Here is a 19,144-nt window from a genome sequence, read left to right as displayed (position 1 = left end):
ACGGGCCCACCGGCGGCATCGGTGTTTTCCCGGCCCGGAAATTTTACGAACGGTCGTTCACAAATTTTCATTTTGCGATACACTCCAACGCAAGCCTCGATTCCCCATGAAGGTCCTCGATTTACAGTGCCCAGACGGCCATCGGTTTGAAGGCTGGTTCGCTTCCGCTGACGATTTCGAATCGCAGCTTTCGCGCAAGCTGGTCGAATGCCCGATGTGCGGCGTCACCAACGTGACGCGCGTGCCATCCGCGCCCCGGCTGAATCTTTCGGGCGCGAGCGCGCCTGCATCGGCTCCTTCCGCGCATTCCGGTTCTGCGGCGGAGCAGGCGGCAGGCCAGGCCGGTCAAGCCGGGCCGTCCGCGCAGTGGCAGGCGCGGGCGCTGCGCGCGATTCGCGAGGTCCTGGAGAAAACGGAGAATGTAGGTGACCGTTTCGCCGAGGAAGCCCGGCGCATGCACTACAACGAAGCGCCCGCGCGCAATATTCGCGGCGTCGCTTCCGCGGAGGATGCGCAAGCCCTCGTCGAAGAAGGCATCGATGTGATGCCGCTGCCGGTGCCGGCCGCGCTGAAGGGTCCGCTGCAATAGCCATGCGGGTCTTCGCCGCGGTTCGGGTTTGCGCCCAACCAGCCGCGGCCAGGAGACAAACCGCATGGATCTCGACTACACCCCTACCGACGACGCTTTCCGCGCCGAAGTCCGCAGCTGGCTCGAAGCCAATGTGCCGCAGGACGTGCGCGCTAAAATCCTCAACCACAAGCGTCTGAGCCGCGACGACATCGCGAACTGGCACAGGCTGCTGGGTACCAAAGGCTGGTCGGCGCCTGCGTGGCCCGTCGAATGGGGCGGCCCCGGCTGGACCGAAACGCAGCGCCATATCTGGGACGCCGAGTGCGGCCGCATCGGCGCGCCGCCGGTCCTGCCGTTCGGCGTGTCGATGGTGGCGCCCGTCATCATGAAGTACGGCAACGAGGCGCAAAAGCGCCGCTATCTGCCGCGTATTCTCTCGGGCGAAGACTGGTGGTGCCAGGGCTATTCGGAGCCGGGTTCGGGCTCCGATCTGGCGTCGCTACGCACCAGGGCGGTTCGCGAGGGCGACCACTACGTCGTCAATGGCCAGAAGACCTGGACCACGCTTGGCCAGCACGCCGACATGATGTTCTGCCTCGTGCGCACCGATCCCGCCGCGAAGAAGCAGGAGGGCATTTCCTTCCTGCTGATCGACATGAAGACGCCCGGCATTACCGTGCGCCCCATCATCACGCTCGACGAAGACCATGAGGTCAACGAAGTGTTCCTCGAAGACGTGAAGGTGCCGGTGGAAAACCTCGTCGGCGAGGAGAACCGCGGCTGGACCTACGCGAAGTATCTGCTCGGCCACGAACGCACCGGCATCGCGCGTGTGGGCGCTTCGAACCGCGAACTCGCGTTCCTCAAGCACGTCGCGCTCAACCAGAAGAAGAACGGCAAGCCGCTGTTGCACGACCCGGTCTTCGCGTCGCGCGTGGCCGCCGTCGAAATCGAGCTGATGGCGCTCGAAGTGACCGCCGAGCGCGTGATCGCGAGCAGCAACAACGGCCGCGGCCCAGGGCCCGAAGCGTCGATGCTCAAGATCAAGGGCACCGAGATCCAGCAGGCGCTCACCGAACTGATGGTCGATGCGGTTGGCCCGCTGGCGGCGCCGTTCGATCCGGCCTTCCTCGAAGGCGAACACACGCATTCGGCAGGCGGTGACGACGACGCGGCCCCGCTCGCGGCGTACTACTTCAACTATCGCAAGACGTCGATTTATGGCGGATCGAACGAAATCCAGAAGAACATCATCGCGCAGATGATTCTGGGGATTTGAGGAGCGGCGCAATGGACTTCAATTTCACCGAAGAGCAACAGCAACTCGCCGACGCACTGCGTCGCTATCTCGACAAGAACTACAGCTTCGAAGCGCGTCGGGCGATCGTGAAGACGCCCGAGGGCGTGTCGGCGGCGCACTGGAATGCGTTCGTCGAACTGGGCCTGAGCGCATTGCCGGTGCCGGAAGAGCAGGGCGGCTTCAATGGCTCGACCTTCGATATGCTCGTGGTCATGCAGGAGCTGGGCCGCGCGCTGGTGGTCGAGCCGTACTGGGCGACGGCCGTAGGCGTGGAAGCGCTCAAGCTGGCCGGTTCGAGCGATGCGGACAATGCGGCGCTGCTCGAACGCGTCGCTTCCGGCGAAATCAAGCTTGCCCCCGCGTTCCACGAACCCGGCGCGCGCTACGACCTTTTCACGCTGGCCACGACCGCGAAGGAAACCGGCGACGGCTTCGCGCTGAGCGGCACGAAGTCGGTCGTGCAGCACGGCGCACAGGCCGATTACTGGATCGTCCCCGCGCGTCTCGCGGACGAACTGGCGATCTTTGTGGTCGCGCGCGACGCGCAGGGCGTGGCGGTGAGCGACTATCGCACCATCGACGGTCAGCGCGCCGCCACGGTGACATTCGATGGCGCGAAAGCGCGGCGTCTGGGCAAGACGGATGCGGCCACGTGGGAGCAGATCGCCGATTACGGCACCTTCCTGCTGTGCGCGGAGGCCGTTGGCGCCATTGACGCGCTCAATCACGCCACTGTCGAATACACCAAAACGCGCCAGCAGTTCGGCACCCCGATCGCGCGGTTCCAGGCGCTGCAGCACCGCATGGCCGACATGCTGATCCACGGCGAGCAGGCGCGCTCCCTCACGTATTTGGCAGCGGCGCGTTACAGTAGCGCATCGCCCGACCAGCGGCGCCGCGCCATTTCGGCCGCGAAGGCGCGCGTGGGGCAGGCAGCGCGCTATGTCGGCCAGCAGGCGGTGCAGTTGCACGGCGGCATGGGCGTGACCGATGAAGTGGCAGCGGCGCATCTGTTCAAGCGTCTCGCGATCATCGAAACCACGCTTGGCGACGTCGACCATCACCTCGAACGCTTCGCTTCGCTGCCGGGTTTCGCGCAGGCCGCAGCGTGAATTTGGGGTTGTAGTCGATTGAGTCGAATCGGAGAGCCGTCGATGGGTTTGAGTTACGAAGATCTCGAAGTGGGCAAGGCGTATGCAGTCGGCTCGCACACGTTCGGGCGCGAGGAGATCGTGGAGTTCGCGCAGAAATACGATCCGCAGCCGTTCCACCTGAGCGAGGCGGGCGGCGAGGCGTCGATGTTCGGCGCGCTCGTGGCGAGCGGCTGGCATACCTGCTCGACCATGATGGGCATGCTGGTGCGCAACTTCTTCAAGGACTCGACCTCGATGGGCTCGCCGGGCATCGACGAGATTCGCTGGATCAAGCCGGTGCGCGTGGGCGACACGCTCTCGATGACCAACATCGTCGTGAGCAAGCGCGTCTCGCAGAGCAAGCCCGATCGCGGCATCGTCGAAACGCGCTGGGAAGGGCGTAATCAGGACGGCGAACTGGTCGTGACGGTCAGCTCCAAGGGCATGTTCGGATTGCGCCATCCGGGCGCGCAATAAGCAGAGGCAAGCCGCAGAAAACAGGAGAAGCCGCATGAGCGAAGTTGCTGCTAACGCAACGGCAGTCGTGGAAATCGCCGATCTGGCCGCCTTGCGCGCGCTGGTCGGTGCGCAGCCTTTCGTCAGCCCCTGGCGCGAAGTGAGCGCCGCGAGCGTGCAGGGTTTCGCCGATGCTACCGGCGACCATCAGTGGATTCACATCGATGCGGAGCGTGCGCGCCGCGAGTCGCCTTTTGGCGGGCCGGTCGCGCATGGTTTCCTCACGCTCTCGCTCGTGCCCGTGTTGCTGGCGGGCACCCTGAAAATGCATCAGCGCATGGGGGTGAACTACGGCCTGAACCGCGTGCGCTTTACCTCGCCGGTGCCGGTGGGCGCGAAGCTGCGCGGGCGCTTCGGCGTGAAAGAGGTGAGCGACGTGGAAGGTGGTGGCGCGCAGGTCGTCTGGAATGTCACCCTCGAAGCCGAGGGTAGCGAGCGACCCGCCTGTATCGCCGAGTTTATTTCGCGGCACTACTTCTGAGCATCGGGTGCGCCCGGTCCACCCGGGAGCAAGATATGAAAAGGGCGTCGGGTTTCGCAAACCTGACGCCCTTTTTTATCGGCTCGACCAGTGCGAGAGCTTAAGCCGCTTTCGTGTCGTGCTTCGCGTATTGCGTCGCGCCGAACAGCATTTCCTTTGCCTTGTCGTCCATAAGCGGCTTGCGGGCGTCCGCGAGCACCTGGACGCCGCGCTGCACAGCCGGGCGTGCGGCAATCGCGTCATGCCAGCGCTTCACATTGGGCAGCGCGTCGAGATCGACGCCCTGGTTCTGCCAAGAGCGCGTCCACGGGAACGCGGCGATATCGGCGATGGTGTACTCGTTGCCCGCCAGATATTCGGTCTTTTCGAGCTGCGTTTCCATTACGTTGTAAAGACGCTTCGCTTCGTTCGTGTAACGGTTCACCGCGTACTCGATCTTTTCCGGCGCATAGATGCGGAAATGATGCGCCTGGCCGAGCATCGGGCCGAGGCCGCCCATCTGGAACATCACCCACTGCAGCACGTCGTAACGCGCGGCCAGATCCTCGGGCAGGAATTTGCCCGTTTTCGCGGCCAGATAGACGAGGATCGCGCCCGACTCGAACAGCGAAAACGGCTTTCCGTCCTCGCGTACGGGGCCTTCCGAATCGGTGATGGCCGGGATTTTGTTGTTCGGGCTGATGTCGAGGAATTCGGGCTTGAACTGGTCGCCCGCGCCGATATCGACCGGATGAACGCGGTATTCGAGGCCGGTTTCCTCCAGCATGATGTGAACTTTGTGGCCGTTGGGCGTGGCCCAGCTGTAGACGTCAATCATCGTGACTCCTCATCGTGTTTTATTCAGCACCAGGGAGGCGCTTCGTTGCCGCGCGCCGGATCTCGCGGACGTTAGCATAGTTCGCAGCGCGTCGCCGAAGCCGCGCGAGTGACCTCAATGCCAGCGTGGAAATCGCCGCGGGGCGAGCGATGGCATCATGTTGGGCAACGTTCACGGAAGGCGATTTCGCCTATGGATGCGATGGTCGATCCAACCGCTTCACCTGCACCCTTTCTCGCGGATTACACGTTTTACGAGCGGCACGAAGCGGCCGTGGTCGACGCGCCGCCATCGCGCATCATCGACGCGGTCGCGGCATTCGACATGCGCGACGATCCGGTGATCGACACGCTGTTGCGTGCGCGCGAATGGCCCGCGCGGCTCGTGCAAGGGCTGGGCGGCAAGCAATGTGAGCGGTTCGATCTGTCCGCTTTCACGCCGCTCTATCGCGACGATCGCGAACTGATGTTGGGTCTTGCGGGGCGGTTCTGGCGGCCTGATTTCGGCCTTGTGACAGTCGCCGATGCCGCCGCGTTCATCGCGCTCACGCGCCGCGACATCGCCAGACTGGTGCTGCGCTTTCGCGTGCCGGAGGAAGCAAAAGAAGAAGCGAGGGCCGGCGCGAAACACAATGCGCGGCTCGTTACGGAAACCTTCGTCGCTTGCCCGTCGTTGGGCACAAAAGCGCTGATGACGCCGTACTGGTTCGCTATTCGTGCGTCGAGCGGCTGGATCCGCAAACGCACGCTGGCGGCCGTGGCGAAAGCGCTCGCCACGCCGCGCTGAGGGCGTCTTACGAGCGCGTAACCGGCATCTCCACGCGCGACGCCGCGCCTGGATCCATATAGCGCGAGAGTTCGAGCTTGGCGATGGCGTTGCGGTGCACTTCGTCCGGGCCGTCGGCGAAACGCAGCGTGCGCGCCTGGGCGTAGGCGTAGGCGAGCGGAAAATCGCCGCTCACGCCGCCGCCGCCGTGCACCTGGATTGCCCAGTCCAGCACCTGGCAAGCCATGCTGGGTGCCACCACCTTGATCATCGCGATTTCGCCGCGCGCGCCCTTGTTGCCGACCGTGTCCATCATGTACGCGGTCTTGAGCGTGAGCAGGCGTGCCTGCTCGATCATGCAGCGCGCCTCGGCGATGCGCTCCTGCGTGACGCTCTGCTGCGCAATGGTCTTGCCGAAGGCGACGCGCGAGAGCGCACGCTTCGACATGAATTCCAGCGCGCGTTCCGCGAGGCCAATCAGGCGCATGCAGTGGTGAATCCGGCCCGGGCCCAGACGGCCTTGCGCGATTTCGAAGCCGCGCCCTTCGCCCAGCAGGATGTTCGACGCCGGCACGCGCACGTTTTCGAGCTGGATTTCCATGTGCCCGTGCGGCGCGTCGTCGTAACCGAACACGGTGAGCGGACGCTTGACGGTGATGCCGGCGGCGTCGGCGGGCACGAGAATCATCGACTGCTGCGCGTGGCGCGGCGCTTCGGGGTCGGTCTTGCCCATCACGATATAGATCGCGCAACGCGGATCGCCCGCGCCCGACGACCACCATTTCGTGCCGTTGATGACGTAGTCGTCGCCGTCGCGCTCGATGCGCGTCTGGATATTGGTGGCGTCGGAAGACGCGACTTCCGGCTCCGTCATCAGGAACGCCGAGCGGATCTGGCCTTGCAGCAGCGGTTCGAGCCACTGGCGCTTGTGCTCGTCGCTGCCGTAGCGCTCGATGGTTTCCATGTTGCCGGTGTCGGGCGCGCTGCAGTTGAACACTTCGGGCGCCCAGATCACGCGGCCCATGATTTCGCACAGCGGCGCATATTCGAGGTTCGTCAGACCCGCGCCGCGATGCGACTCGGGCAGGAACAGATTCCACAGGCCGGCTTCGCGCGCCTTCACCTTCAGTTGCTCGACGATTTGGGTGGCGACCCACGGGTTGCCGTTGGCGCGATTGCGCTCGACTTCCGCGTGATAGACGGCTTCGTTCGGATAGATGTGTTCGTCGAAGAACGCGAGCAGCTTCTCGCGCAGCGCCTGCACTTTCGGGGTGTAATCGAAATTCATCCAGGACCTCGCAAATAAAGCGGATTGAGTACGGAATGACGCAACTGCGAAATGGGTGGACCGATCAGCGGTCCGGTCAACGAACCCGTCGGCTAACCCGTCAACGAACCTTCTGCGCGTAGTGCCACGCGAGTTCGGCCATTGGTTTGGCGCGGCGGCCGGCGTCGGCTGCCTGGGCGCTGGCGGCCGTGCCGTCGACCACCCGCTTCATGATTCCCTGCAGAATGGCCGCGATGCGGAACATGTTGTAGGCAAGATAGAAGTTCCAGTCGCCGCGGATCGAGAGGCCGGTGCGCTCGCAATATCGGCGCACGTATTCCTGTTCGTCGGGAATGCCGAGCGCCGCCCAGTCCAGCCCGCCGATGCCGCGAAACTGTCCTGGCTCGACATGCCAGGCCATGCAGTGATACGAAAAATCGGCGAGTGGATTGCCGAGCGTCGACAATTCCCAGTCGAGCACCGCAAGCACGCGCGGCTCGGTGGGGTGGAAGATCAGGTTGTCGAGGCGGAAGTCGCCGTGGACGATCGAGACGCGCGCGGCGTCGATGCCCTCGTCCGGAACGTGCTTCGGCAGCCACTCGATCAGGCGGTTCATCGCTTCGATCGATTCGGTTTCCGACGCCTGATACTGACGGCTCCAGCGATCGATCTGGCGTGCGAAGTAATTGCCGGGCTTGCCGTAATCGGCGAGCCCAATAGCGTTCGGATCGACGTTATGGAGCGCCGCGATCACGCGGTTCATTTCGTCGTAGATCGCGCCGCGTTGTTCGCGCGTCATGCCGGGCAGCGCCTGATCCCAAAGCACGCGCCCTTCGACAAACTCCATCACGTAGAACGCCCGGCCGATCACGGCTTCGTCCTCGCACAGCGCGAGCATCGTCGCGACCGGCACGTCGGTCGCGCCGAGCGCGTCCATCACACGATATTCGCGCTCGATCGCATGCGCCGAGGGCAGCAGCTTTGCCTTCGGTCCGGGCTTGGCGCGCATCACATAGCTGCGCGAGGGCGTCACCAGCTTGAAGGTGGGATTCGACTGGCCGCCTGCGAACTGTTCGACCGTCAACGGCCCTTCGAAGCCCGCGACGTGCGCCGCAAGCCACGCGGCGAGCGCTTCGGTGTCGAAGCGCTGCCGCCCGGCGACGGGGCGCGTGCCTTCGAACGCCGAGAAGTCGGTCGAGCGATCGTTGTTCTTGTCTCCATCCGGGGTGGCTTGCGCCATGGTTGTCTCCGTTCTCCAGTATGGGTTTTCCGCGCTAGCGCTGCGGGCGATAGCGCAGGTATTGCGCGTACAGCATCTCCATCGTCGTGTTGCGCACATCGCGGTGCAGCGGCGTGGGCGGGGCGTAGTTGAGCGTGCGCACCACCCAGTCGTGGGGCGCTGCGCCCACATCGAGCGCGTTGATACAGCCCGTCGTCTGCGCGAGGTGGCCGAAGAACGTGCGCGCGCCCGCCGTGATCGCATGCGAGAGAATCGCGCGGTTCACGCCGCCGTGCAGGACCAGCAAGGCGGTGTCCCACGAGGTATCGGCGCGCAACGCAGCCAATGCGGGCAGCACGCGGTCGAGCAATTCGCCGATGGATTCGCCGCCGAGAAAACGCGTGTCTTCCGGCACGACGCCGTCGAAGGCGCGCAGGAATGCGTCCTCGACTTCGGCAGGCGCAATATCGGCAAGACGGCCGCCGCGAATCTCCTGCCACGCGGGTTGCTCTTCCAGCGCGATCTTCTGGCCGGTGGCGGCGAGCACGCGCTGCGCCGTTTCGACCGTGCGCCGCAAGCCGCTCACGATCACGCGGTCGAAGCGCACGCCTTGCTGCGCAAACGCATGACCCGCCGCGCTGGCCTGCGCCTGGCCGGTTTCGTTGAGCGGCACGGTGTCGGGATCGATCGCGCGGCCGCTGTCGTCGAAGTAGGTGACATCGCCGTGGCGCATCAGATAGATGCGGCGGCGCGTGGGTAGCCGGAATTCACTCATCGGGGCGTTACCGTTTGTAGACCGGCGCGCGCTTTTCGAGGAACGCGGTAATGCCTTCGAGGCCGTCGCGATGATGCAGCGAACTCACGAAGCTTTCGCGTTCGTCGACGAGTTGCGCATCGAGCGTCTGCAGCGGCGCGTCGTTGGTCAGCGCCTTGATGCGCGCGGCCGAATTCGGCGAGATCTTTGCGAGTTCGTCGGCCCATTCGAGCGCCGCGTCGAGCGCGCTGTGGGGCTTGACCACGCGGTTCACGACGCCCAGATCGGCCAGACGCCGCGCGCCGATCGGCTTGCCTTCGAGCATCACTTCGAAGGCAAGGGCGCGCGGCAGCGCACGCGAGAGGAACCATGAACCGCCGCCGTCGGGCGTGAGGCCCACGCGCGAATAGGCCATCACGAATTTGGCGTCCTCGGCGGCGACCAGCAGATCGGCGGCCAGTGCAAGCGAGAAGCCCGCGCCTGCTGCCGCGCCTTCGACGGCGGCAATCACGATCTTGCTCGACTGCCGCATCGCCGTGGCCCAGTGCGCCAGCATGTCGATGCTGGCGGCCTGCACCGACGGATCCTTGGCGCGGTTTTCCAGCAGACGGTTCAGATTGCCGCCCGCGCAGAAGAAATTGTCGGCGCCCGTGAGGACGATGGCGCGCAGCGATTCGTCACGCTCGGCGGCATCGAAGGCTTCGATGGCGGCGGCGTACATGTCGGGATGCAGTGCGTTGCGCGCGCCGGGATTCGACAGCGTGAGCACGAGCGTCGATTCGTGGTGCTGCGGGCGGCTGGTGCGGAGTTCGGCGCTCATTGCCATGCCTCGTTCGAAAGCGGATGCGGGCGGAAAATATCCATAGCGGATGCGGGCTTGCCTTTTGCCGTGACTTTGGCGAAGGTGTCGGCGCAGTGCGCGCCGCCCGATGTCTCAATGTTGGAATGATATGAATTCATTGGATGCGTGGCTCCATGACTGGCCTAGAATAGCACGGTCGTACATTTTTATGAAAAAGGTTCTGCGTTTTGAGCCGTCGCTGCGGGTTCACCCGAAGCCGGCACGCGGGCCGTCGCTCCCATGAGGAAACGAGGATGATCAAGCTGCATGGTTTTGCGCTGTCGAACTACTACAACAAGGTCAAGCTCGTGCTGCTTGAGCACGGTATCGAATTCGAGGAAGTGACGGACAAGCTGCCGCTCGCTGAAGCAAAACTCGCCCAGTCGGCCACGGGCAAGGTGCCATTCATTGAAACGGAGCAGGGCTTTCTGTGTGAGTCGGAAGTGATCGTCGAGTACCTGGCGGCGCGCTTTCCGGAAAAGCCCATCTTTTCCGCCGATCCGTGGCAGGCCGCCAGGGAGCGCGAGTTGATCGCGGTGATCGACACCCATCTGGAACTGGCTGTGCGCGAGCTTTACGCGGAAGCCTTCTTCGGCGGCAAGGTGAGTGACGAGGTCAAGCAAAGTGTGGAGAAACGCGTGACGCGTTATCTCGGCAGCCTCAAGCGGCTCGCGAGCTTCACGCCGTTTGCGCGTGGCGCGCAGTTCAGCATCGTCGATGCGGCGGCGTATGCGAGTCTGCCGCTCGTCGGCATGGCGACGCAGAAGATCTACGGCCGCGACATGCTCGCCGAGGCCGGCGTGGACTGGAAGGCGTATCTGAAGGTGATGGGCGAGCGAGCCTCGGTGCAGCGCGTCAACGCCGACCGCAAGGCGTATATGGAAGCGGCGGCCTGATCGATGGCGCGGGGGTTGAGCGCAAGTCTCGCGCGATGTTCGTGAAACGCAGGTCGTTCGCGCACGCATCGTGCGAGCCCCGGTGCCGTCGCCCGCGCGCCGCGCTCAGAGGCGCGCGAGACGTTCGAGCGCGCTTGCGAGCGTGCTTTCCTGCTTCGCGAAGCAAAAGCGCACGACGCCCGATTCGTGCGCTTCGTGATAGAACGCCGACACCGGAATCGCCGCTACGCCGATCTCCGCCGTGAGCCACTTCGAGAACTCGGCTTCGGGCAGATCGCTGATCGCCGAGTAATCGACGCACTGGAAGTACGTGCCTTCGCATGGCAGCATCTTGAAGCGGGAGTTGGCGAGTCCCGCGCGAAAGAAGTCGCGCTTCTTCTGATAGAAGGCGGGCAGGTCCAGATACGGCTGAGGATCGCGCAGATAGTGCGCGAGACCCACCTGCATCGGCGTGTTCACCGTGAACACGTTGAACTGATGCACCTTGCGGAATTCCGCCGTGAGCGCAGCGGGCGCGGCCACATAGCCGACCTTCCAGCCCGTCACATGAAACGTCTTGCCAAAGCTCGACACGATGAAGCTGCGCGCGGCCAGTTCCGGATAACGCGCGACGCTTTCGTGCGGCTGGCCGTCGTAGACCATGTGCTCGTAGACCTCGTCCGAGAGGATCAGCACGTTGGTGCCGCGCACGATCTCTTCGAGCTTGCGCATGTCTTCGGCGCGCCAGACCGTGCCGGTCGGGTTGTGCGGCGTGTTGATGAGGATCAGGCGCGTCTTTGGCGTGATCGCGGCGGCGAGGCGATCGAACGGGATCGCATAATCGGGCGCTTCGAGCGTCACGAACACGGGCTTGCCGCCCGCGAGTTCGATCGACGGCAGATAGCTGTCGTAGGTCGGCTCGACCACGATCACTTCGTCGCCAGGATGCACCGTCGCGAGGATCGTCGTGAGCAGGGCTTGCGTCGCGCCTGCGGTTACGGTGATTTCGCTGGCGGCGTCGTAGCGGCGGCCATAGACGCGTTCGATCTTGTCGGCGATCGCTTCGCGCAGCGCGGCGACGCCCGCCATCGGCGGGTACTGGTTGTGACCGTCACGCATGGCCTGCGCCACCGCATCGACGATGCGCTCGTCGCAGCCGAAATCGGGGAAGCCCTGGCCCAGATTCACCGCGCCCTTTTCGGCGGCGAGCGCGCTCATCACCGTGAAAATCGTCGTGCCGACATTGGGCAGACGCGACGGAAATGAGGGCGTGAGCAGGTTGTTCGGCGTCGATTCTTGCGAAGGATGTGGTGCGTTCATGGCGCGGACGGTAAAGGACGGTGGGACAGGAAGCCTGATTGTAGGGCAGGGCAGTTTTGGGCGCCTGGGTGCGATTCAGGAAGGCGCAGACTGGCTCAGCCTGCGTGCGCGGCGGCCAGCCCGCATTCGGCCACGAACGTATCGGGCGTGCCGATGCGAAAGCCGAAATCGCGCGCGATGCGCTTCGCCATCTTGAGCACGGCGCGATCCTTCGAGACCAGCCAGGCCGCGCCGCTCGCACGCGCCAGTTCCAGAAACTTCTGGTCGTCGCGGTCGCGGCATTGTGGCAGCGCGCGGGCGTCGGCGGGCAGTTCGGGGGGCTCGATCTGGCGCACCAGCGTGGCCAGCATGGCGAGCGCGCCCGCCTTGTCGGTGCCGCGCCCCTGGAATTGCGGGTAATCGAGCACGTGGGCCAGCTCGCCCTGGCAGCGCGTGTCGATCAGCGCGGCCAGCACGCCGTTTTCGAGCGCGTTGCGGATCGGCCGTGTGTGCGGGTCGTCGAAGATCAGGATGTCGAGCCAGACGTTGGAATCGAGCACCACGGCCAGCGGGCCGGGGGCGGTCTGAGAAGCGTTGAGGTCAAGGGGCGTGAAACCGGTCATTCGTGAATTCGCTACAATCGGGCTTTCGCCTTTGAACATCGGCACCTGTGTGCCTGCAAGCCTCTATGATAATCGTTCTGTCGCCGGCCAAATCGCTCGACTATGACACGCCGGCGCACATTGACACCCACACCATCCCCGATTTCGTCGACGATGCCGCCGAGCTGATCGACGGCCTGCGCCGCCTGTCGCCGCAGCAGATCGGCACGCTCATGAGCATTTCGGATCCGCTCGCCCGCCTGAATTTCCAGCGCTACGCCGACTGGTCGACGAAGTTCAGCCGCGACAACGCCAAGCAGGCCGTGCTGGCCTTCAATGGCGACGTCTACGAAGGTTTCGATGCGAAGTCGCTCTCGCACGCCGATCTCGACTACGCGCAGAACCACGTGCGGGTGCTGTCGGGGCTCTATGGCGTGTTGCGCCCGCTCGATCTTTTGCAGCCCTATCGACTGGAGATGGGCACGCGCTTCGAGAACCCGCGCGGCAAGGATCTCTACGCGTTCTGGGGCGAGCGCATCACGCACGCACTCAACGCGCAGCTGGAGAGCAACAGGAAGGGCGCGCGCGTGCTGGTGAACTGCGCGTCGACCGAATACTTCAAGGCGGTCAAGCCGAAGAAGCTCGCGGCGCCGGTCGTCACGCCGGTCTTCGAAGACTGGAAGGGCGGCCGCTTCAAGATCATCAGCTTCCATGCGAAGCGTGCTCGCGGCCTGATGGCGCGTTATGCGGTCGAGAACCGCATCGCCGAACCCGAAGCCCTCAAGGGCTTCGACGTCGAAGGTTACTCGTTCGATGCCGACGCATCGAACGATTCCACTTATGTGTTCCGCCGGCGCATTGCCGAATAAGCGGTACTCCAACGATTTGATTGCTGACCCAGCGAAGGAAAAGTCATGACGATTTCCATTTCCAGCCAGTTCGACGCGGGTGCGATCGACGTGCTGTCGTGCGAAGAGGCCGACAAGATCCGCCTGCGCGTGCGCCCGGATAACCAATCGGAATTCGCGCAATGGTTTTACTTCCGTGTATCTGGCGTGCGCGGCGAGCGCTGCGTGATGACCTTCGAGAACGCCGCACAGTGCGCATTCCCCGAAGGCTGGCGCAACTATGAAGCGGTGGCTAGCTACGATCGCGTGAACTGGTTCCGCGTGCCGACCTCGTATGACGGCAAGGTGCTCACGATCGATCATGTGCCCGACTTCGACAGCATCTACTACGCCTATTTCGAGCCGTATGGCGAAGAGCGTCACTCGGAGTTCATTGGCATGATGCAGCAACTGCCGCATGCGATGCTCACCGAACTCGGCCAGAGCGTCGAAGGCCGGCCGATGTCGCTGCTCACGCTCGCGACGCCCGGCGACCACACGCCTGCTGGCAAGCCCAAGAAGACCGTGTGGATCATCGCGCGCCAGCATCCGGGCGAGACGATGGCCGAGTGGTTCGTCGAGGGGCTGGTGAAACGTCTCGCGGGCATGGGCGATTGGGCGGGCGATCCGGTTGCGCGCAAGATCTTCGATCATGCGGTGTTCCACATCGTGCCGAACATGAACCCGGACGGCAGCCGCCACGGCAATCTGCGCACCAACGCGGCTGGCGCGAACCTGAATCGCGAATGGATGGAGCCGGATGCGCAGCGCAGCCCCGAAGTGCTGCTGGTGCGCGAGGCGATTGAAGACACCGGCTGCGATCTGTTCTTCGACATCCACGGCGACGAAACGCTGCCGTACGTGTTCGTGGCGGGCTCGGAAATGCTGCCGGGTTTCACCGACCAGCAACGCAAGGAGCAGAGCGCGTTTATCGAGGCGTTCAAGATCGCGAGCCCGGACTTCCAGGACAAGCACGGCTACGAAGCAAGCCGCTATCGCGAAGATGCGCTCAAGCTGGCGTCGAAGTACATCGGCCACAAGTACGGCTGTCTGTCGCTGACGCTGGAAATGCCCTTCAAGGACAACGCGAACCTGCCGGACGAACGCGTGGGCTGGAACGGCGAGCGCAGCGCCGCGCTGGGCGCCGCGATGTTGCAGGCCATCCTGCATCACTGTGAGACGTTTGCTTAAGCTGCGTAGGGCGTGCCGCGTGGTGAGCGCGGCGGCAGGATGAAAAAGGGGGAAGCGGTGTGAGCCGCTTCCCCCTTCGTTATTTCTGGGGTGATCCTGACCGCGATCGCTTCATGAAGAAGCGCGCGAGATCATTGCGTCGTCGACTTCTTTTTGATGGAGGTCTTCTTCGCCGTGGACTTCGAGGATTTGGACGCGGACTTCGTGCTGCTCTTCGACGTCGCCGACGACTTGTGGCTCGATTTGCCCGAGGTTGCTTTCTTCGAACTCTTGCCCTTGCCGGTGGCTTTCTTCGACTTGCCGCTGTGTCTGCTGCCCGCGTGCGCGGCGGCACCGCCGGTAGCGGCGCTGCTTCCGCTATGCGCGCGCGACGGCGGCACGGGGTCGTTCCAGCTGAACGCGAGGATCTGCTGGCCCACGTAGCCGCAGCGGAACTTGAGATCGTAGGGCTCGTGGCTGCTGTCCTGAGGGACGCCGACACCATCGACGGTCACGATCGTATCCACCTTCACGCGCTGCTTGCCTTCGTCGAACGAATCGTTCCACGGCGTCACGGTGGCGTGCGCGCTATCGAAGGAGCTGGGCGGAAAATCGACGTGATCGAGCACGGTCGACGTACTGGCGATGAACTTGCCGTGCGCCGCGCAACTGGCGACGAGCGGATCGGCATGCATCTGCGTGACGTAAGTATTGACGAGATCGTTTTGCTGTTCGAGCTGATCGGCCTGGGCGGGGAGCGAGCACATCAGTGCCAGGCTCGCGGCGCAGGCGGCCAGTCGGCCGAATACGGTCAGCAACTGGCGGGATGCGTTGTTGCGGTCCATCTGATTGTTCTGGATGACTGGATGAGGGTGGGACGTCAGGCACCGTAAGATGCCGCGGCGCGGGTACGAGTTCCGGGCCGGCAACAAATAATTCGTACAAACGGCTGATGGGATCGATTCGCGCGCGGCTGGCGGGCAATCTGAGCGAGCAGGCCATGCACGTTTCAACGTCGGGTCATTCTAGCGCAGGCTTACAGCGTGGCGTTCGAGGTATCTGTCGGGAGGATCGGCGGCACGGCGGCGATGCGCGTGCGCACGGAGGGTACAACGCGTGAAAATCAGGCGCGCGGGCCGCCAAGGCGATAGCGCCGAACATCGTAGGTCGTTACCCACGAGGGCCGATAGACAGCGATCAGCGCGGTGGCCATGCCGGTGAACCATGCTTCGCCCGAGGCGAGCAGGAATACGCTGAACGCATAACCTGCAGGCACGGTCAGCATCGAGCCATTGTTGAGCGCCATGTGTGTGCCGAGCGCGAGATACGCCGCGGCCGACACAGCAATTGCCGGCGAGACGAAACCCTGGCCAATGATAAACATGAAGAGATTGCGCGGCAGCCACGCGATGCAGGCGCGTTGCAATAGCGTCGAAATCCCCACTGGGAACGCGCCGAATACGAGGAAGGTGAGGGCGACGCCATCCCACGGCGCATCGAACACCACGGCGGCCAGCGCGACCACGACGGCCATGGCAACGAGCGCGAGGCCCCAGTCGAACAGCGTGACGACTAGGGTAGCGCCGAGCAGGTGCAGCACGGTGCCGTCCTCGAGCCACGCATTACTCGCCCACAGCACGGAAACGGCCACGATGATGGCGAGCCAGACGTGCTGGAGCGTCGCGTCCTGCAGGCGCTTGAATGGGTTGTTCCATAACGCGAGCGCAAGCAATCCCGCCGATGCAATCCATGCAACGACGATCACCCAGAGCGGCAGCGGCGTGTAGAGGAATCCCATGTGCTTCATATTACTCGTTGGAGGGCAAAAGGTGTGCGCATCCGGGCGGCGCCTCCTGCTCTTCGCTGGGTTCAGGTTGCGATGCGGCGAGCGGCGCTGGCGGGGCGAGCGCGTCCGGCGCGGCGGTGCTGTAGGGCGTGGCGGGCTCCGCGGCGAGTGGTAGCGCCTTGAGGGTGTCGTCTGTCTGCAACGGATAGAGGAAGGCCGTTTTGCTGCGCTTGCGTAACGGTACCTGACCGTGTTCGCCATAAGCGGGTTTGGGCGCGCTTTCGCGGCGCGCGCGCAGCACCTGCAACTGGCTCGACAGCAGGCCGTTGTAGATCGCCACGGCGGCTGCGCGGTTGGGTGCGCCGAGCTGCTGGAAGATGCTCGCCAGATGGACCTTGACGGTGCCTTCGCTAATGCCGAGTGCCCGCGCGATCACCTTGTTCGTACTGCCCATATGCACGCAACGCAGGATCTGCTCCTGGCGCGGCGAGAGTTCGATCTTGCGCGTGCCTTTGCTCCGCGCAGCGGAGCCTCGTGAGTTGCGGCGCGGCGGCACCGGCCATGGACCGGGCGGGCAGGACGAGGGAGCGAAGATGTCGGCGGGCAGATGATCGCCGCCAAGCATGATGAGTTCGAGCAGCTTGACGATAAGGATCGAATCCGTGGTGCGACGGATGATGCCGCGCGCGCCTTCGTCGAGAATGGCCCGCACGCGATCAGGCGATTCGTTGCGGTCCACGAGCACGGCGATGGGCAGCGTTCGATGCCGGTTTGCGAAGTGGCGCAGTTCGCCGGGAAGAATGCCGTCGTGCCAGTCGATCACCAGAAGGTTCGGCGAAAATCGCTGCATCGCGCGTTCCGCGCTGCGCCAGTCGGGCGCATCGTTAAAGCGTGCGCGCCGGTCGATTTGTCGTAACAGCGCCTTGAGTCCTTCGCGCCGTTCGGCGTCCGGATTGAATACTGCAAACCGCATGGGAATGCCCTCCTCTCATATCAGGCCTCTGAAATTTCGGGTGCGACATCGTCTGTGCGCGCCCTCTTAAAGCCGGGCCAACAACACCATCATGACAAAAAGAAAGGCTTCCGACGGCCTGTCCAGATGGCGTAGGACGTAGGGCAAAAAAAAGTCCCGCACACAGGCGGGACTCGGTAGGAAAACGTTAGGTTGCTTAGTGGAAGTGTGGCTGAACGGGCTCAGCATCTTCCGGCATCTCTGCGTGAACAATCTCACCGAGGGGATCGGCGTAGAGCGGCACGCCGCAGTCGTCGCAGTATTCCGGCTCGAAGCGGCCGGCGTGACGGCGGATATCGGTGATGCCCGATTCCTTCAGCAGTGCGACGATCTCTTCGATCGGACCGCCTCCTACATTTTCCTCGGACGGTTCTTCGTCGATGTCAGCGTCGCCATTCTCGCGGCCATACAGCGGCCACACGACACCGTAGAGCACGTCATTACTGCCGCGCTTGGTGAAGCCGACGCGGTATTCGTCGATGCGACGCTCGCCGAAGCCCGCGACGACAGCGCGCAGGTCCTGTGCGGTCGCACCGATCGTATCGATCAGGTAGCGCACGGCGGTGCGGATGGTGTGCGGACGCACGCGCTCGTCGGCGTCGCGGCAGGCCGAATAGTAGGCATCCGGCAGCAGACATTCGAACTCGCAGCCCGGCATGACGACGGCGAGGTTGGCGCCGCCTTGCGTGGCCCATTGTTCGAGGCATTGGCCGCGCTCGATGCGTGAGCCGTTTTCTTCCTCTTGCCAACGGAACAGCGGCGTGCCGACGGGGGCAGCCACGACTGCCAGCAGGAAACGCGGATCGGCGAGGATGGGGGAGGTCTCGGGCAGCTCGCTCGCGCTGATCTTTGCCGTCGTGCCATTGAGCGCGGCCTGCGTGAGTTGCTGGGCGAGACGCCAGGTTTCGACGTGGTGGCGCGGCAACTGGTCGATGCTATAGAGATAGGGCGCCATCGCGACACGCGAGCCGCTCGCCAGCACGTGCGCCTGCAGATGCGTGCGCAGGGCGTCCGACGCTTCCGCCTTCAGCGGACCCGAGGGAATGACGTAGCGCGTCCAGGCGAGCACGGGCGCGGCAACCAGCAGCGCCTCGTATGGCACGCCTTCGTGCTCGACTACGAATGACTCGCTGTGGGTCTCGGCCATGTCCGCGAGTGCGCCGTACGCATCCGGATGGTTCTGCTGCAAATGATCGAGCGCGGCGTCGAGCGTAGTCTGATTGCCGTTGCGCACGACCTTCGCTAACAGCGTGTCGAGCCTGGCCTCCCAGAAGCGGTCTTCGGTGCGGCTGCCCGAAGCGAACAGGGCGAGCGACAGGCCGACAAGCTTGTCGGCGTCAGGGGGGAGGCGTTTGGCGATTCGCGAGCGCATAAATCTTATGAGTTTGGGATGCGGAGAACCCCATATTCTAGTCGGTTCCGCGCAGGCCATCGGTTTGGCCTACAGGAGGGCGCTGGCGGGAGTGTTGCGGCGTCGCAAGGACGCGGTATTGAGATGGCTGCGGATTCATCGGCGGGGCGGCGCAAGAAAGCACTTGCAATGTGGCATCTGCGTGACTAGAATTCCGCTCCTTCGCTTCTGACCTTGGTCGCAGCGAAGCCTGCCGCGAGAAACGGCGGGTCGCTCTGGCGGCAACTTTTCCCTGCTTTTAAGCAGCGATATAAAAAAAGATGTTGACGGAACGAGAAAGAGTCTGCATAATCTCGTTTCTCTGCTGCAGACGCAGCAACGCAGAACCCGCCGGTAGCTGGATCGCTGGCGCGAAGTTCGCGAATCGATCTTTAAAAATTTACAGCCGATAAGTGTGGGCGCTTGATGGTGATGCGGCCTGATGAGTTCTTCGGAGCT

Annotated in this window: 20 protein-coding genes; 9 read left to right on the top strand and 11 right to left on the bottom strand. The window is 63.9% G+C overall.

What is annotated here, in order from left to right; translation table 11 throughout:
- Positions 1–106 precede the first annotated feature (106 nt).
- The 5 genes from F4827_RS17475 to F4827_RS17455 all read left to right on the top strand — a co-directional run bounded on the left by F4827_RS17475 (position 107) and on the right by F4827_RS17455 (position 4,001).
- Complete coding sequence (locus F4827_RS17475) at positions 107–589, top strand: DUF1178 family protein (protein WP_183725366.1); 483 nt, start codon at positions 107–109, stop codon at positions 587–589.
- 64 nt (positions 590–653) lie between these two features.
- Positions 654–1,850 carry an acyl-CoA dehydrogenase family protein gene (locus F4827_RS17470; protein ID WP_183725364.1) on the top strand — a complete coding sequence of 399 codons (1,197 nt, stop codon included), beginning with the start codon at positions 654–656 and terminating at the stop codon, positions 1,848–1,850.
- An 11-nt stretch (positions 1,851–1,861) separates the two neighbouring features.
- Positions 1,862–2,983: an acyl-CoA dehydrogenase family protein gene (locus F4827_RS17465; protein WP_183725362.1), complete on the top strand. Its 1,122-nt coding sequence runs from the start codon at positions 1,862–1,864 to the stop codon at positions 2,981–2,983.
- Between the two features lie 42 nt (positions 2,984–3,025).
- Positions 3,026–3,481: a MaoC family dehydratase gene (locus tag F4827_RS17460; RefSeq protein WP_183725360.1), complete on the top strand. Its 456-nt coding sequence runs from the start codon at positions 3,026–3,028 to the stop codon at positions 3,479–3,481.
- Between the two features lie 34 nt (positions 3,482–3,515).
- The gene (locus F4827_RS17455) at positions 3,516–4,001 is read left to right on the top strand and encodes a MaoC family dehydratase (protein ID WP_183725358.1); all 486 of its coding nucleotides are present in this window, start codon (positions 3,516–3,518) and stop codon (positions 3,999–4,001) included.
- Between the two features lie 100 nt (positions 4,002–4,101).
- Here F4827_RS17455 and F4827_RS17450 read toward each other — a convergent pair whose 3' ends face one another.
- The gene (locus F4827_RS17450) at positions 4,102–4,818 is read right to left on the bottom strand and encodes a glutathione binding-like protein (RefSeq protein ID WP_183725356.1); all 717 of its coding nucleotides are present in this window, start codon (positions 4,816–4,818) and stop codon (positions 4,102–4,104) included.
- A gap of 192 nt (positions 4,819–5,010) precedes the next feature.
- On the opposite strand from F4827_RS17450, the gene F4827_RS17445 reads away from it, so the two are divergent.
- Complete coding sequence (locus F4827_RS17445) at positions 5,011–5,604, top strand: hypothetical protein (protein ID WP_183725354.1); 594 nt, start codon at positions 5,011–5,013, stop codon at positions 5,602–5,604.
- Positions 5,605–5,611: 7 nt separating this feature from the next.
- Here the strand turns inward: F4827_RS17445 and F4827_RS17440 are convergent, their stop codons facing one another.
- The 4 genes from F4827_RS17440 to F4827_RS17425 all read right to left on the bottom strand — a co-directional run bounded on the left by F4827_RS17440 (position 5,612) and on the right by F4827_RS17425 (position 9,643).
- On the bottom strand, positions 5,612–6,871 hold the full coding sequence (locus F4827_RS17440) for an acyl-CoA dehydrogenase family protein (protein WP_183725352.1): 1,260 nt from the start codon (positions 6,869–6,871) through the stop codon (positions 5,612–5,614).
- Positions 6,872–6,971: 100 nt separating this feature from the next.
- Positions 6,972–8,090: a phosphotransferase gene (locus tag F4827_RS17435; protein ID WP_183725350.1), complete on the bottom strand. Its 1,119-nt coding sequence runs from the start codon at positions 8,088–8,090 to the stop codon at positions 6,972–6,974.
- A gap of 34 nt (positions 8,091–8,124) precedes the next feature.
- Positions 8,125–8,844 (bottom strand): histidine phosphatase family protein, encoded by a 720-nt coding sequence (locus tag F4827_RS17430; RefSeq protein ID WP_183725347.1) that lies wholly within the window; start codon positions 8,842–8,844, stop codon positions 8,125–8,127.
- A 7-nt stretch (positions 8,845–8,851) separates the two neighbouring features.
- Entirely contained in the window at positions 8,852–9,643 is a 792-nt protein-coding gene (locus F4827_RS17425; protein ID WP_183725345.1) for an oxepin-CoA hydrolase, alternative type, read from the bottom strand.
- Between the two features lie 275 nt (positions 9,644–9,918).
- Between F4827_RS17425 and F4827_RS17420 the strand changes: the two genes are divergently transcribed.
- Positions 9,919–10,560 (top strand): glutathione S-transferase family protein, encoded by a 642-nt coding sequence (locus tag F4827_RS17420; RefSeq protein WP_183725343.1) that lies wholly within the window; start codon positions 9,919–9,921, stop codon positions 10,558–10,560.
- A gap of 105 nt (positions 10,561–10,665) precedes the next feature.
- On the opposite strand, the gene F4827_RS17415 is transcribed toward F4827_RS17420, so the two are convergent.
- Both F4827_RS17415 and F4827_RS17410 read right to left on the bottom strand, forming a co-directional pair.
- A complete protein-coding gene (locus tag F4827_RS17415) occupies positions 10,666–11,859 on the bottom strand; it encodes a pyridoxal phosphate-dependent aminotransferase (protein ID WP_183725341.1) in 1,194 nt (397 codons plus the stop codon).
- 95 nt (positions 11,860–11,954) lie between these two features.
- Positions 11,955–12,461, bottom strand: a complete 507-nt coding sequence (locus F4827_RS17410) for a putative toxin-antitoxin system toxin component, PIN family (RefSeq protein WP_183725339.1) — start codon at positions 12,459–12,461, stop codon at positions 11,955–11,957.
- A 65-nt stretch (positions 12,462–12,526) separates the two neighbouring features.
- Here F4827_RS17410 and yaaA point away from each other — a divergent pair, with 65 nt between their 5' ends.
- Positions 12,527–13,309 (top strand): peroxide stress protein YaaA, encoded by a 783-nt coding sequence (gene yaaA, locus F4827_RS17405; protein WP_183725337.1) that lies wholly within the window; start codon positions 12,527–12,529, stop codon positions 13,307–13,309.
- A 45-nt stretch (positions 13,310–13,354) separates the two neighbouring features.
- Positions 13,355–14,518, top strand: coding sequence for a carboxypeptidase family protein (locus F4827_RS17400; protein WP_183725335.1), 1,164 nt, complete (start codon positions 13,355–13,357; stop codon positions 14,516–14,518).
- Between the two features lie 131 nt (positions 14,519–14,649).
- Here the strand turns inward: F4827_RS17400 and F4827_RS17395 are convergent, their stop codons facing one another.
- From F4827_RS17395 to F4827_RS17380, 4 genes are all read right to left on the bottom strand, one after another.
- The gene (locus F4827_RS17395) at positions 14,650–15,342 is read right to left on the bottom strand and encodes a BspC domain-containing protein (RefSeq protein ID WP_183725333.1); all 693 of its coding nucleotides are present in this window, start codon (positions 15,340–15,342) and stop codon (positions 14,650–14,652) included.
- Between the two features lie 278 nt (positions 15,343–15,620).
- Positions 15,621–16,295, bottom strand: a complete 675-nt coding sequence (locus F4827_RS17390) for an energy-coupling factor ABC transporter permease (RefSeq protein ID WP_183725808.1) — start codon at positions 16,293–16,295, stop codon at positions 15,621–15,623.
- A 10-nt stretch (positions 16,296–16,305) separates the two neighbouring features.
- A complete protein-coding gene (locus F4827_RS17385) occupies positions 16,306–17,256 on the bottom strand; it encodes a response regulator transcription factor (RefSeq protein ID WP_183725331.1) in 951 nt (316 codons plus the stop codon).
- 196 nt (positions 17,257–17,452) lie between these two features.
- Complete coding sequence (locus F4827_RS17380; RefSeq protein ID WP_183725806.1) at positions 17,453–18,667, bottom strand: DUF2863 family protein; 1,215 nt, start codon at positions 18,665–18,667, stop codon at positions 17,453–17,455.
- Between the last annotated feature and the right edge of the window lie 477 nt (positions 18,668–19,144).

The sequence above is a fragment of the Paraburkholderia bannensis genome (assembly GCF_014200455.1).
Classification (GTDB): Bacteria; Pseudomonadota; Gammaproteobacteria; order Burkholderiales; family Burkholderiaceae; genus Paraburkholderia; species Paraburkholderia bannensis_A.
Note: the sequence above shows the minus strand (reverse complement) of the source record. Positions and strands in the feature narration are given on the sequence as shown.

Excerpts from the sequence above, each read along its gene's own strand:
- yaaA (WP_183725337.1), top strand. The coding sequence starts at position 12,527 with ATGATAATCGTTCTGTCGCCGGCCAAATCGCTCGACTATGACACGCCG.
- F4827_RS17455 (WP_183725358.1), top strand. The coding sequence starts at position 3,516 with ATGAGCGAAGTTGCTGCTAACGCAACGGCAGTCGTGGAAATCGCCGAT.
- F4827_RS17440 (WP_183725352.1), bottom strand. The coding sequence starts at position 6,871 with ATGAATTTCGATTACACCCCGAAAGTGCAGGCGCTGCGCGAGAAGCTG.
- F4827_RS17450 (WP_183725356.1), bottom strand. The coding sequence starts at position 4,818 with ATGATTGACGTCTACAGCTGGGCCACGCCCAACGGCCACAAAGTTCAC.
- F4827_RS17475 (WP_183725366.1), top strand. The coding sequence starts at position 107 with ATGAAGGTCCTCGATTTACAGTGCCCAGACGGCCATCGGTTTGAAGGC.
- F4827_RS17425 (WP_183725345.1), bottom strand. The coding sequence starts at position 9,643 with ATGAGCGCCGAACTCCGCACCAGCCGCCCGCAGCACCACGAATCGACG.
- F4827_RS17420 (WP_183725343.1), top strand. The coding sequence starts at position 9,919 with ATGATCAAGCTGCATGGTTTTGCGCTGTCGAACTACTACAACAAGGTC.
- F4827_RS17470 (WP_183725364.1), top strand. The coding sequence starts at position 654 with ATGGATCTCGACTACACCCCTACCGACGACGCTTTCCGCGCCGAAGTC.
- F4827_RS17445 (WP_183725354.1), top strand. The coding sequence starts at position 5,011 with ATGGATGCGATGGTCGATCCAACCGCTTCACCTGCACCCTTTCTCGCG.
- F4827_RS17460 (WP_183725360.1), top strand. The coding sequence starts at position 3,026 with ATGGGTTTGAGTTACGAAGATCTCGAAGTGGGCAAGGCGTATGCAGTC.
- F4827_RS17380 (WP_183725806.1), bottom strand. The coding sequence starts at position 18,667 with ATGCGCTCGCGAATCGCCAAACGCCTCCCCCCTGACGCCGACAAGCTT.
- F4827_RS17465 (WP_183725362.1), top strand. The coding sequence starts at position 1,862 with ATGGACTTCAATTTCACCGAAGAGCAACAGCAACTCGCCGACGCACTG.
- F4827_RS17415 (WP_183725341.1), bottom strand. The coding sequence starts at position 11,859 with ATGAACGCACCACATCCTTCGCAAGAATCGACGCCGAACAACCTGCTC.
- F4827_RS17400 (WP_183725335.1), top strand. The coding sequence starts at position 13,355 with ATGACGATTTCCATTTCCAGCCAGTTCGACGCGGGTGCGATCGACGTG.
- F4827_RS17390 (WP_183725808.1), bottom strand. The coding sequence starts at position 16,295 with ATGGGATTCCTCTACACGCCGCTGCCGCTCTGGGTGATCGTCGTTGCA.
- F4827_RS17410 (WP_183725339.1), bottom strand. The coding sequence starts at position 12,461 with ATGACCGGTTTCACGCCCCTTGACCTCAACGCTTCTCAGACCGCCCCC.
- F4827_RS17435 (WP_183725350.1), bottom strand. The coding sequence starts at position 8,090 with ATGGCGCAAGCCACCCCGGATGGAGACAAGAACAACGATCGCTCGACC.
- F4827_RS17395 (WP_183725333.1), bottom strand. The coding sequence starts at position 15,342 with ATGGACCGCAACAACGCATCCCGCCAGTTGCTGACCGTATTCGGCCGA.
- F4827_RS17385 (WP_183725331.1), bottom strand. The coding sequence starts at position 17,256 with ATGCGGTTTGCAGTATTCAATCCGGACGCCGAACGGCGCGAAGGACTC.
- F4827_RS17430 (WP_183725347.1), bottom strand. The coding sequence starts at position 8,844 with ATGAGTGAATTCCGGCTACCCACGCGCCGCCGCATCTATCTGATGCGC.